Here is a 12,703-nt window from a genome sequence, read left to right as displayed (position 1 = left end):
TTAGTCTTTTTTTACTCTCTTTAAGTCTAGTAAATTGATTGGGTTTATACCTAAACCATGAACTTCTTTTCTGGTAAAACGAACTACTTCATCATAAAACATTACAACTATAGGTGCTTCTTGTAGCACTAAAGAGTCCATTTTGGTATATAACTTTTCTCTGTTAAAAGTGTTTGTTTCTGTGTATGCTTGCTCATACAAAGAATCAAATTGTATATTTTTAAAATGTGTATAATTTGGTCCGTTTGGTGCAAAGTTAGTACCATAAAATAAAGAAAGGTAATTTTCTGCATCAGGATAATCTGCAACCCAACTAGCTCTAAACATATCTGTTTTTCCGTTAGCTTTTGCTTCTTTTAATGCAGAGGCAGGTACTACATCAATTTTAATTAGTAGTCCTGTTTTTTTTAATTCACGTTGTATATATTCACAAAAACTTAAATAGTTGCTCGTTGTGGTAAGTGTTATTTCTGGGTTTTTATTTCCTGTTTCGTTTATAAATTGAGTAACTAATTGCTTTGCCTTTTCTGGTTGGTAATTGTATCCTATACTTGCATGATAACCAGGAAGTCCTTTTGGTATAAATCCTCCATGAGCAGCAATACCAATACCATTTCTTAAGTAGGTCATCATTTTTTTTCTGTTAAAACCATAGTTTACAGCTTGCCTAAGTAGTTTAGATGGTACCTCTTGCGTTTCACTTTCCATATAAAACCCAAGATATTCTGTGTTTAAATAAGGACCACGAATCATATTTACATTCTTAGCATACGTTTCTCTAAGGTTTCCGGTTGCAGTTAAAATTTCATCTTTGTAAGATGCGTCTAAACCAGAAACAAAATCAATATTTCCTTGTGCAAACTGTAAAAACTCACTTTGCTTATCTGGTAAAAAAGTGATAGCTACAGCTTCTAGGTAAGGTAAAGAATTTCCTTTGGTGTCTTTTTCAAAATAGAATTTGTTTTTTCTAAAAACTAGTTTAATGTTTTCTTCCCAACGTTTAAATTTAAAAGGTCCAGTTCCTATAGGGTTTGCTCTAAAGTCAGTACCATAATGTGTAACAATTTCTTTGGGTACTACAGCGCAGTATTTCATGGTTAATAATCCTAAAAAAGCAGGGAAAGCCTGTTTTAGTTGTATCTTAAAAATAGAGTCATTTATAGCTTTATAAGTAGCAACTTTATTTAAAACCCAACTACCTGAAGAGGCTACTTTTTTATCTTTTAGCCTATTAAAGCTATATTCAAAATCACTAGCAATAACTGTTCTGGTAGAATCTTTTCCAAAAAGAGCATGTTTATGAAAAAGCACATCATCTCTTAGTAAAAAAGTATAGGTAAGAGCATCTTTAGAAACAGACCAGCTTTTAGCAATACATGGCTGTACATTTAAGCTATCATCCATTTGTACTAAACCGTTAAAAAGCTGATTTACGGCCCAAATATCTGCGTTATCTTTTGCAAAAGCAGGATCTAAAGAACCAATATTTTTGTGTTCGTTATACCTAAATACATCCACCTTTTTTTTCTTGTTAGAGCTGCAACTACTTAAAAGTATTAAAAGAACAATGAAGTATTTCATTTAATTGAAGTGATATTTTATATTTAATCAATGTTAATCTAAAATTTAATAATTACGAAAAAAAACACATTCTTTTTTTAGAATAGGTTTGTTTGCTTTGTCTTTAAGAATAATTTGATTTACTAAAGTTTTATAAAAAAGAGCGTTTTCACTAGTTAAAACGCTCTTTTTATGTAATTTTGCATCGTTTTATTATTACATTCATGACACAAAAAAAAGTCGCATTTTATACTTTAGGTTGCAAACTTAATTTTTCTGAAACATCTACTATTGCTAGAAACTTTAAAGACGAAGGTTTTGAGCGTGTAGATTTTAAAGAAACAGCAGATATATACGTTATTAACACATGTTCTGTTACAGATAATGCAGATAAACGATTTAAAACTATTGTAAAACAAGCACAAAAGGTAAATCCTGATGCTTTTGTTGCTGCAGTAGGTTGTTATGCACAATTAAAACCTCAAGAATTAGCAGATGTTCATGGTGTAGACTTGGTTCTTGGTGCAACCGAAAAATTTAAGATTACAGATTATATAAACGACTTATCTAAAAACGATTTTGGTCATGTACATTCTTGTGAAATAGAAGAAGCAGATTTTTATGTTGGTAGTTATTCTATTGGAGACAGAACTCGAGCATTTTTAAAAGTACAAGATGGTTGTGATTATAAATGTACCTACTGTACCATACCTTTAGCTAGAGGTATTTCTAGAAGTGATGCGCTTTTAAACGTTTTAAAAAACGCTAAAGAAATTTCTGAAAAAGGAATTAAAGAAATTGTACTTACTGGTGTTAATATTGGTGATTATGGTAAGGGAGAATTTGGTAATAAAAAGCACGAGCATACTTTTTATGAGTTAGTTGAAGCTTTAGATAAGGTAGAAGGTATTGAGCGTTTACGTATATCATCTATCGAGCCTAATTTGTTAAAAAATGAAACTATAGATTTTGTTTCTAAAAGCAGAATATTTGTACCTCATTTTCATATTCCTTTACAAAGCGGAAGCAATGAAATTTTAAAGTTAATGCGAAGAAGATACATGAAAGAATTGTATGTAGATAGGGTTAACAAGATTAAAGAAGTAATGCCACATGCTTGTATTGGTGTAGATGTTATCGTTGGTTTTCCTGGTGAAACCGATGAAATGTTTTTAGAAACCTATAACTTTTTAACCCATTTAGATATTTCTTATTTACACGTTTTTACATACTCTGAAAGAGATAATACTGTTGCTGCTACTATGGAAGGAGTAGTACCTAAAAACGTTAGAGCAAAACGTAGTAAAATGCTTCGTGGTTTATCTGTTAAAAAACGAAGAGCCTATTATGAAAGCCAAATAGGAAGCACCAGAACAGTTCTATTTGAAAGTGAAAATAAAGAAGGATACATTCATGGTTTTACAGAAAATTATGTAAAAGTTAAAACACCATGGAATCCAGAATTAGTAAATACATTGCACCAAGTAACGCTTACTAAAATTGATGATGATGGTATAGTAAGATTTGATTTTGTAAAAACATACGCATAAAAAAAAACGAAGATTTTGCTTCGTTTTTTTTACTAGTTATATTCTTAAACCTACAGGTAACATACTTTTATATTGTTTGTTTTTTCTGAAAAATTTTACAATTTCTGGACATGTAGGTACAATACTTATGTTTCTTTCTTCAATATTTTTTAGCACAAGTTTTATAAATTCATTTTGAAAATCTTCGGTAAAAAGTTCTTCAGGAATTAAAATTTTGGTTAAAAATATTTTTCGTTCTTGAAGAGAATATTCAATTTTTGCTAAATGGTCTTCAATTTTTAGTTCAAATTGACGTAAAAACGCATTGTCAATTAATTCAGCTGCATCAATCATAATTCTGTAGTTTTGTTTCTAAGGAAAATTAAGGAGTAAAAACTTTTTTCATAGTTTTGTTCTGTAAATTTACAAAAATTAATCGGTTATTTAGTGTTAATAACAACTTAAAAACGAATGAATCAGGAGCTTATACATGTGTATTTAATGCCAGGAATGGCTGCTAATCCCTCCATTTTTGAATATATTAAATTGCCAAAAGATAAGTTTAAAATACACTTGTTAGCGTGGATGAATCCTAATAAAAACGAAACTTTAAGTGCTTATGCAAAACGCATGACGCTATATATAGAACATGAAAATGTTGTTTTATTAGGTGTTTCTTTTGGAGGTATTTTAGTGCAAGAAATGAGTAAGCATATTAAGTTACGTAAACTAATAATTGTTTCTTCGGTTAAAACTATGCATGAGCTACCAAAGCGTATGAAAATTGCAAAATACACTAAGGCATATAAAATTTTACCTACAAGTTTAGCAGGTAACTTAGATGCTTTAGCTAAATATTCTTTCGGAAAAAATATAAAAAAAAGAATAGCGTTGTATAAAAAGTATATGTCTGTGTATGATAAGGTATATTTAGATTGGGCAATAGAACAAGTAGTATGTTGGCAACAAGAAAAACCAATACCAGAAGCCATTCATATTCACGGAGAAAAGGATGTTGTTTTTCCGCATAAATATGTTTGTAATTGTATTACTGTAAAAGGAGGAACACATATCATGATTATTAATAAATACAGGTGGTTTAATAAGAATTTACCACAATTAATATTACAGTAAATTCTCACTTAAATTATGCTATTTATTTTTTAACTTTATACAAAAAAATAGGGACTATGAAATGGATAAAAAATACACTTGCACTTTTAGGATTATTAAGTCTATGTGCGCTTTTTGTTTTTGCATTACAAGATGCACCAACAGATGAAAATTTTGAAAAAAAACTAATAAATGACTATAATGTTTACGCACTGCAAGTACCACATGATTTAGAATTTGCAGGAGAGAAAGTGCCTTTGCAAAATCCTGATATTTTAGAGCGTATGGATAGAGAGTTGTTAGTAAATACTTATTGGCAATCTAATGGTTTTTTAATGTTTAAACGTGCACGAAAATACTTTCCTATTATAGAACCAATTCTAGCTAAACATGGTGTACCAGATGACTTTAAATACCTAGCAGTTATAGAAAGTGGTTTAACTAATGCTAAATCTCCAGCAGGAGCTAGTGGTGTTTGGCAAATAATGAAAGGTACAGGAAGAGAATATGGACTTGAAGTTAATGATAATGTAGATGAACGTTATAATGTAGAACTTGCAACAGAGGTTGCTTGTGAATATTTAAAAAAAGCTAAAGAGAAATTAGGTTCTTGGACGCTTGCTGCTTCTGGTTATAATGCAGGAATGGCAGGAATGGCAAGAAGATTAAAAGAGCAGGATGTAAATAGTTATTATGATTTGCTTTTAGGTGAAGAGACTGGTCGTTATGTGTTTAGAATAATAGCTTTAAAAGAAATTTTAAGTAATCCTGATAAATATGGTTTCAATTTTAGAGATAAAGATTTATACCGTTTTGTACCAACTTACAAAGTTGCGGTAGATACTGTAGTAACCGATTTTGCAAGTTTTGCTAAAGGATTTGGTATAAACTATAAAATACTTAAAATTCACAACCCTTGGTTACGTGAACCCAAACTAAATAATGCTTCTAGAAAAGAATATTTTATAGATATTCCGCATCAAGGTTACTATAAAACACAACCTTAATGCTAGATTTTATAACGAATAATATTTGGACTATAATAATTATAGTTAACTATATATTAGCAATTTCTGCAACTTTTATAATTTTATTTAAAAACATTAATCCAGCAAAAACAATGACATACATCATTGTTTTGCTGGTTTTTCCTTTTCTAGGCGTACTGGTTTATTACCTTTTCGGACAAGAGTATAGAAAAAGTAAGTTATTTAACCGTAAAGATATTTTAAATAAAAGCGTTGTAAAACAAATTAATCAAGAGCTAGAATTAACCTATTTTGAAAAAAAGGAAGTAGATAAAGCTTTAGATGAAAAATTAAAACTTGTTAAGTTACTTTACGCCAATGAAGCCTCTCCCTTAACTTTAAAAAATAAAGTAGATATTTTAAAAAATGGAGATGATAAATTTAAAAGCTTAATTCGTGATTTAAAAGAAGCAACCAATCACATTCACTTAGAATATTATATTTTTTTAGATGATGTAATAGGAAATCAAATTATAGAAATTCTCTGTGAAAAGGCTAGTAACGGAGTAGAAGTTCGTATAAGTTTTGATGATGTTGGTAGTAAATTATCAAAATCGGTGAAACAAAAACTTAAAAAAGCAGGAGTAGAGTTATTTCCTTTTATGCCAGTTTTTTTCTCCAAATTTACAGGTAATTTAAATTATAGAAACCATAGAAAAGTAGCTGTAATTGATGGTTTAATAGGATATATTGGTGGAATTAATATTGCAGATAATTATTTAAATAAAAACGATTCCGATATTTTTTGGAGAGATACTCATTTAAAAATTCAAGGTGAAGCAGTAACACAATTGCAAATTCATTTTTTCATGACCTGGAATTTTGTTTCTAATAGTTCTATACAAATTACAAAAAACTATTTTCCAGAGTCTAAAGTAACAACAAAAACACTAGTACAAATTGCTGCAAGTGGTCCAGATACAGATTGGGCTAATATTATGGAAGTTATTTTTACTGCAATAATTACAGCAAATAAATATGTGTACATAACAACACCTTATTTTATTCCTAATGATGAAATTATTAGCGCAATGCAAGTAGTTTCTAAAAGTGGAGTAGAAGTAAAACTGTTAATTCCTAAGGAGTCTGATTCTTGGACAGCTAAGTATGCAACAAACTCTTATTTACAAGCTTTGTTAGATGCAGGAGTACAAGTGTATAGATATAAAAAAGGGTTTGTACACGCTAAAACCATAGTTGTAGATGGTGTTTTTTCTTCTATTGGTACTTCTAATATGGATTATAGAAGTTTTAATATAAATTTTGAAATTAATGCTTTTATCTATGAAGAATCTATAAGTAAAATATTAGTAGCACAATTTCAAGAAGATATAAAAAATAGTGAAGAAGTCTCTTTAAATACTTGGATGGAGAGAACTACCTTCACTAAATTAAAAGAATCTTTTTGCAGATTATTTTCTCCGCTACTATAAATTATCTACTTCTTCTTTTTTGAGAACGCATAGATCCTCCTTGACCATAATGTTGATTTGGCGCTTGTGCACGCTTCATATTATCTTTCATCATTTTAATTTGGTCTTTAAGCATGTCGCGCTTATCTAATTTTTCAGCTTCCTTTAATAAAATTTGCGCCTCTTGCTTTCTTCTTTTAGAAAAAGCAATACCAGCTAAATTTAATTTAGCCATAGCAATATCATGATCCATAGATAAACCAAGAGAAATTGCTTTTTTAAATCGCTTTTCTGCTTCATTCATATCCGTTTGGCTAACCATAATACCTTTTAAATAATTGTAATAACCTTGCTGTTTTGTAACTAAAGCAGCTTCCGGACTTTTAATTTTATCTAACCATTTATTGGCTCCTTCAAAATCTTGTTTACGTAATTTTAAAAAAGCTAATAAAATAAATTCATTTTTAAAGTACAGTAAAATAAAGATTAAGGATAATAAAATATACATGATTCCATTACCAATATTGCCTTCAATAAACTGCCAAACCGCTATTCCTATTATGATTGCGGCTATAATTAACTTAAAATTTTTGTTGTACATTTTTTACTAAAATTTTTGGATTACAAAGAAACTAAATTTTTATGGAAAACACCACTTTATAAATTTCAAAAAAATATTTAAATTTAGGTTTGTTAAATAAAAAAGGCTTTGTATATTTGCGCGCAGATTTGAGGAAACTCATTACTGAATAAAATATATAATAAAGAAGATTTAAAAACATAAGACAATGCCAAAAAGAACATTTCAACCATCAAAAAGAAAGAGAAGAAACAAACACGGTTTTAGAGAAAGAATGGCGTCTGCTAATGGAAGAAAAGTACTTGCACGTAGAAGAGCTAAAGGAAGAAAAAAATTGTCTGTATCAACTGAAACTAGACATAAAAAATAATGATTAACAATTGTTAATATTATAAAGGCGTTACTTAGGTGTAACGCCTTTTTTTATATCAAATAAATATTATTTTTGCAACACACTATAATTTAATACAATGCCAAAAAACACGCAACTAAAATCTATTTTAATCATTGGTTCAGGGCCAATAGTTATTGGGCAAGCCTGTGAGTTTGACTATTCAGGTACACAAGCTTTACGTTCATTAAGAGAAGATGGTATAGAAACCATTTTAATTAATTCTAATCCTGCAACAATCATGACAGATCCTACTATGGCAGATCATGTGTATTTGTTGCCTTTAACTACAAAATCTTTAGTTCAAATTTTAAAAGAACACCCTCAAATTGATGCCGTTTTACCAACTATGGGAGGACAAACTGCTTTAAATTTATGTATTGAAGCAGATGAAAAAGGAATTTGGGAAGATTTTGGAGTAGAGATTATTGGTGTAGATATTGACGCTATTAATATTACAGAAGATAGAGAAAAGTTTAGAGAATTAATGCTTAAAATTGGTGTGCCAATGGCACCTCAAGCTACTGCTACCTCTTATTTAAAAGGAAAAGAAATAGCACAAGAATTTGGTTTTCCTTTAATTATTAGAGCCTCTTTTACTTTGGGAGGTGCTGGTGCTTCTTTTGTATATAAAGAAGAAGATTTTGACGAATTATTAACTCGTGGATTAGAAATTTCTCCAATTCATGAGGTCATGATAGATAAAGCCCTTATTGGCTGGAAAGAGTATGAACTAGAACTTTTACGTGATGCTAATGATAATGTAGTAATTATCTGTTCTATAGAAAATATGGATCCTATTGGTATACATACAGGAGATTCTATTACTGTGGCTCCAGCAATGACTTTAAGTGATAAAACCTACCAGAAAATGCGTGATATGGCTATTCATATGATGCGTAGTATTGGTGATTTTGCTGGTGGCTGTAATGTGCAATTTGCGGTAAGTCCTGATGAAAATGAAGATATTATTGCTATTGAGATTAACCCTCGTGTTTCTCGTTCTTCAGCTTTAGCTAGTAAAGCAACAGGATATCCTATTGCTAAAATAGCCGCTAAATTAGCTATTGGTTATCATCTAGACGAGTTACAAAACCAAATTACTAAATCTACTTCGGCATTATTTGAGCCTACTTTAGATTATGTAATTGTAAAAATACCTCGTTGGAACTTTGATAAATTTGAAGGAAGCGACAGAACCCTTGGTCTACAAATGAAATCTGTAGGAGAGGTTATGGGAATTGGTCGTTCTTTTCAAGAAGCTTTACATAAAGCAACACAATCTTTAGAGATTAAACGTAATGGTTTAGGTGCAGACGGAAAAGGATATAAAGATTACGAGCAAATTGTTAGCAAACTAAAATATGCAAGTTGGGATCGTGTTTTTGTTATTTATGATGCCATACAAATGGGAATTCCTTTAAGTAGAATTCATGAAATAACTAAAATAGATATGTGGTTCTTAAAACAATATGAAGAACTGTATATGTTAGAACAAGAAATTTCAACTTTTAATATAGATACTATTGAAAAAGATTTGTTGCTTGAAGCCAAACAAAAAGGATATGGTGACAGACAAATAGCACATATGCTTAACTGTTTAGAGAGTCAAGTATATAATAAACGTGAAGCATTAGGTGTAAAAAGAATTTATAAGCTGGTAGATACTTGTGCAGCAGAGTTTAAAGCTATGACGCCGTATTATTATTCTACTTTTGAGAATGATGTAGAAACTGCTGATGGTAAACGTTACGCAGATAATGACAGTGTGGTTTCAGACAAAAAGAAAATTATTGTTCTAGGTTCTGGACCAAATAGAATAGGACAGGGAATTGAGTTTGATTATTGTTGTGTTCATGGTGTTTTAGCAGCTTCAGAATGTGGTTATGAAACAATCATGATTAACTGTAACCCAGAAACAGTATCTACAGATTTTGATATAGCAGATAAATTATACTTTGAGCCTGTTTTTTGGGAACATATCTATGATATTATTAAACATGAAAAACCAGAAGGTGTTATTGTACAACTTGGTGGCCAAACCGCTTTAAAATTAGCCGAAAAATTAACCAAGTATGGTATAAAAATATTAGGAACTAGTTTTGAAGCCTTAGATTTAGCAGAAGATAGAGGCTTGTTTTCTAATTTATTAAAAGAAAATAATATTCCGTATCCTAAATTTGATATTGCAACAACGGCTGATGAAGCTGCAGAAATTGCAGATGTTTTAGATTTTCCTATACTGGTAAGACCGTCTTATGTATTAGGAGGACAAGGTATGAAGATTGTTATTAATAAGGCAGACCTAGAAAAACATGTGGTAGACTTATTAAGTAGAATGCCAGGTAATCAACTATTATTAGACCATTATTTAGATGGTGCAATAGAGGCAGAAGCAGATGCTATTTGCGATGGAGAAAATGTGTACATCATTGGTATTATGGAGCATATTGAGCCTTGCGGAATCCACTCTGGAGATAGTAATGCTACATTACCTCCTTTTAATTTAGGAGAATTTGTTATGCAGCAAATAAAAGATCATACCAAAAAAATTGCTTTAGCTTTAAATACGGTAGGTTTAATAAATATTCAATTTGCAATAAAGGATGATATTGTGTATATCATTGAAGCAAACCCAAGAGCTTCACGTACAGTGCCATTTATATCAAAAGCTTATGGTGAACCTTATGTAAATTATGCAACCAAAGTAATGTTAGGAGAAAAGAAGGTTACTGATTTTGATTTTAAACCTAGCCTTAAAGGGTATGCTATTAAACAACCTGTTTTTTCTTTTAATAAATTCCATAATGTAAATAAACAACTTGGTCCTGAAATGAAAAGTACAGGAGAAAGTATTTTATTTATAGATAGTTTAAAAGAAGACGAATTTTATAATTTGTATTCTAGACGTAAAATGTATTTGAGTAAATAAGAATTTATCAAGTACTCTTACTAAATACTAAAAGCATTCGGAGTTTTCCGGATGCTTTTATTGTTTTATAAACTTTTTGGTTTGTGCGTTGTCTCCAGAAATGACTCTAATTATATAAAAACCACTTTGCCAAGAAGAAATGTTTATTGCTGTGTTTCTTGTAGCGTTTAATGATTTAATAAAAATTCGTTTTCCTAAAATATTATAAACTTCTATTTCTGCAGCATTAGAGTTGTTTGGTAGCTGTATAATTATATTTGCGCTTGCAGGATTTGGTAATATAGAAAACGTTTTAAAAGCTTCTTCAGGTGTGCTAGCTGTTAGGTCTACTGTAATAGTTCCAGACATGCTTGCTGCACCATGAATACCACAAAAATAATCATTGGTTCCTATAGCTGTAAATGTATAAGAAAATGTTTCTCCTAACCCTGTTAAAATACCACTGTTAAAAGTTTCTACAGCGCTTCCAACTACGTTTTCAACGGTATGCGGACTTGTATCTGTCCATGTCCATCGTACAGTATCTCCAAGCTCAATAGTTAAATCTGCATTTCCTGTAATATTTCTTTCCCAATTTAAATCATACGTTGTTTGTGCAAATAGACTATTGGAAATAAAAAAAACGAGTATTAGTATATTTTTTTTCATAGCAACATTATTTAGAGGTTCCTACTTAATATACAAAATTTATTTCAGTTAACTTGTTGTTATTCAGCTTATTGTGTTAAAAGCAGGTAGAGTAAGCCAATAATTATAGCTATGCCAAAACTAATTAGTGTACCAATTAGTATGTATTCGGTAAGTTTTCGGTGTTTAGATTCTTTTAAATCTCCAAATCTAAAAACAGATTTTGCTGTAATTAAAAAACCTACAGCTTCCCAATGGTTGGCAACTATAAAAATAAAGACTAAAATACGCTCTAAAATACCAATATATTTTCCTGCATCTTCTAGTGATTCTGTGCCTTTGGTAAGTTTAGAAATATCCCATTTTATAAAAATAGTTTTCATTATTATAGAAACAGGTTGTGTTAAAAAGGCTAAACAGGTAATTAACAATATATTTTGTTCCGTGAAAAGATATTTAAAATCTATTTGCGTATTTGTAAATACATAATAAGTACCAAAAATTACTGCAATATGTAATACCTGATCTAAAAAGAAAAGTAAACGTCTTGTTTTATTTTTTTGAATAATGAGTTTGGTAGCGTCAATTATAAGGTGTGTAACACCAATAACTACAATAATTGGCCAAAGTGAAAAATCCCAAAGTAGGATACAAAGTAAAATAACATGAATGAATACATGTAGATATAGTTTTGTAGATTTTAATTTTTTAGTTTCTTTATCTATAACCCATTTTAGTGGTTGTAAAAAGAAATCACCAATTAGGTGTGCTAGTAAAAGTTTAATAAGTAGTATCATGTAAGCTGCTTATTTTATGTATATACATGTTGTTTAATGCTAGTATTTCATCCAAATTAGCACGTTTTAAACGTTTACTAATAGCATTTTGGTTTGTACCAATTTGTTTTGCTAAATCTTCTTGTAATGCTTTAGGGTTTTCTATGGTTAATTTAACAATTTCTGCCGAGTTAACAGTCCAATTATCCATACTAATTAGCGCTAGTTTAAAATACAGGTTTAACTCTTTGTTAAGTATTGGAGATTTTGTTTTTATTTTAAGGTTTTGTTTTTCCTTTTTTAAGGTTTCAAAAGTTTCACCAGAATATATAAATGCCTCTCCATTAGATTCTGTTACGTCTTTACCTTGGTAGGTTTTTTTGCCAATACCAATGGCTAATCTAACATCTAGTCCTTTTATTATTTTAATGGCTGCTTTTATATAAATAGCAGCTTCAAAACTTTTGGTAGCATCTTTAATTTCTATCTGAAAACTATCACCACGATAGATTTCCCAAAGAGAATTATCTTTTTCTAAATAGGATAATGCCTTTTTTAAATGGTCAAGCCAAACTTCAGGATTTGTTTGAGCGCGAGATTTAATAATGTCTCCTGTTATAATACTAGTCATTTGATTTTAAATTAATGCTTTATTACATGACTATCAAATATATTCCTTTTTTATGGAATAATCAAATTTATTCCTTATTTATGGAATAATTAAATATATTCCTTTATTAAGGAATATTATTACT

Annotated in this window: 12 protein-coding genes; 6 read left to right on the top strand and 6 right to left on the bottom strand. The window is 29.9% G+C overall.

Annotation, left to right across the window (positions count from 1 at the left end; genetic code table 11):
• Positions 1–1,581, bottom strand: coding sequence for an ABC transporter substrate-binding protein (locus tag KO494_RS04960; protein ID WP_215966494.1), 1,581 nt, complete (start codon positions 1,579–1,581; stop codon positions 1–3).
• Between the two features lie 203 nt (positions 1,582–1,784).
• On the opposite strand from KO494_RS04960, the gene mtaB reads away from it, so the two are divergent.
• On the top strand, positions 1,785–3,110 hold the full coding sequence (mtaB, locus tag KO494_RS04955) for a tRNA (N(6)-L-threonylcarbamoyladenosine(37)-C(2))-methylthiotransferase MtaB (RefSeq protein WP_215966493.1): 1,326 nt from the start codon (positions 1,785–1,787) through the stop codon (positions 3,108–3,110).
• A 36-nt stretch (positions 3,111–3,146) separates the two neighbouring features.
• On the opposite strand, the gene KO494_RS04950 is transcribed toward mtaB, so the two are convergent.
• Positions 3,147–3,443, bottom strand: a complete 297-nt coding sequence (locus tag KO494_RS04950; RefSeq protein WP_215966492.1) for a GNAT family N-acetyltransferase — start codon at positions 3,441–3,443, stop codon at positions 3,147–3,149.
• A gap of 117 nt (positions 3,444–3,560) precedes the next feature.
• Here KO494_RS04950 and KO494_RS04945 point away from each other — a divergent pair, with 117 nt between their 5' ends.
• From KO494_RS04945 to cls, 3 genes are read left to right on the top strand one after another with little or no spacing between them, the layout of a single operon-like run.
• Positions 3,561–4,223 (top strand): alpha/beta hydrolase, encoded by a 663-nt coding sequence (locus tag KO494_RS04945; RefSeq protein WP_215966491.1) that lies wholly within the window; start codon positions 3,561–3,563, stop codon positions 4,221–4,223.
• Positions 4,224–4,279: 56 nt separating this feature from the next.
• Positions 4,280–5,209 (top strand): lytic transglycosylase domain-containing protein, encoded by a 930-nt coding sequence (locus tag KO494_RS04940; protein ID WP_215966490.1) that lies wholly within the window; start codon positions 4,280–4,282, stop codon positions 5,207–5,209.
• The gene (cls, locus tag KO494_RS04935) at positions 5,209–6,663 is read left to right on the top strand and encodes a cardiolipin synthase (RefSeq protein WP_215966489.1); all 1,455 of its coding nucleotides are present in this window, start codon (positions 5,209–5,211) and stop codon (positions 6,661–6,663) included. The genes KO494_RS04940 and cls overlap by 1 nt, the downstream gene beginning before the upstream one ends.
• Position 6,664: 1 nt before the next feature.
• Here cls and KO494_RS04930 read toward each other — a convergent pair whose 3' ends face one another.
• A complete protein-coding gene (locus KO494_RS04930; protein ID WP_215966488.1) occupies positions 6,665–7,243 on the bottom strand; it encodes a DUF2892 domain-containing protein in 579 nt (192 codons plus the stop codon).
• A 187-nt stretch (positions 7,244–7,430) separates the two neighbouring features.
• Between KO494_RS04930 and rpmH the strand changes: the two genes are divergently transcribed.
• Together rpmH and carB are read left to right on the top strand one after the other, a co-directional pair.
• On the top strand, positions 7,431–7,592 hold the full coding sequence (gene rpmH, locus KO494_RS04925; protein ID WP_034059443.1) for a 50S ribosomal protein L34: 162 nt from the start codon (positions 7,431–7,433) through the stop codon (positions 7,590–7,592).
• Positions 7,593–7,692: 100 nt separating this feature from the next.
• Positions 7,693–10,545 carry a carbamoyl-phosphate synthase large subunit gene (gene carB / locus KO494_RS04920; RefSeq protein ID WP_215966487.1) on the top strand — a complete coding sequence of 951 codons (2,853 nt, stop codon included), beginning with the start codon at positions 7,693–7,695 and terminating at the stop codon, positions 10,543–10,545.
• 57 nt (positions 10,546–10,602) lie between these two features.
• On the opposite strand, the gene KO494_RS04915 is transcribed toward carB, so the two are convergent.
• From KO494_RS04915 to KO494_RS04905, 3 genes are all read right to left on the bottom strand, one after another.
• Complete coding sequence (locus tag KO494_RS04915) at positions 10,603–11,193, bottom strand: T9SS type A sorting domain-containing protein (RefSeq protein ID WP_215966486.1); 591 nt, start codon at positions 11,191–11,193, stop codon at positions 10,603–10,605.
• Positions 11,194–11,261: 68 nt separating this feature from the next.
• On the bottom strand, positions 11,262–11,969 hold the full coding sequence (locus KO494_RS04910) for a DUF3307 domain-containing protein (protein WP_215966485.1): 708 nt from the start codon (positions 11,967–11,969) through the stop codon (positions 11,262–11,264).
• Entirely contained in the window at positions 11,953–12,579 is a 627-nt protein-coding gene (locus KO494_RS04905; RefSeq protein WP_215966484.1) for a transcriptional regulator, read from the bottom strand. The genes KO494_RS04910 and KO494_RS04905 overlap by 17 nt, the downstream gene beginning before the upstream one ends.
• Between the last annotated feature and the right edge of the window lie 124 nt (positions 12,580–12,703).

Source organism: Lacinutrix sp. C3R15 (assembly GCF_018860825.1).
In the GTDB taxonomy this organism is placed as follows: domain Bacteria; phylum Bacteroidota; class Bacteroidia; order Flavobacteriales; family Flavobacteriaceae; genus Oceanihabitans.
The sequence above is the reverse complement of the archived record's forward strand: the minus strand, read 5'-3'. Positions and strand labels throughout refer to the sequence as shown.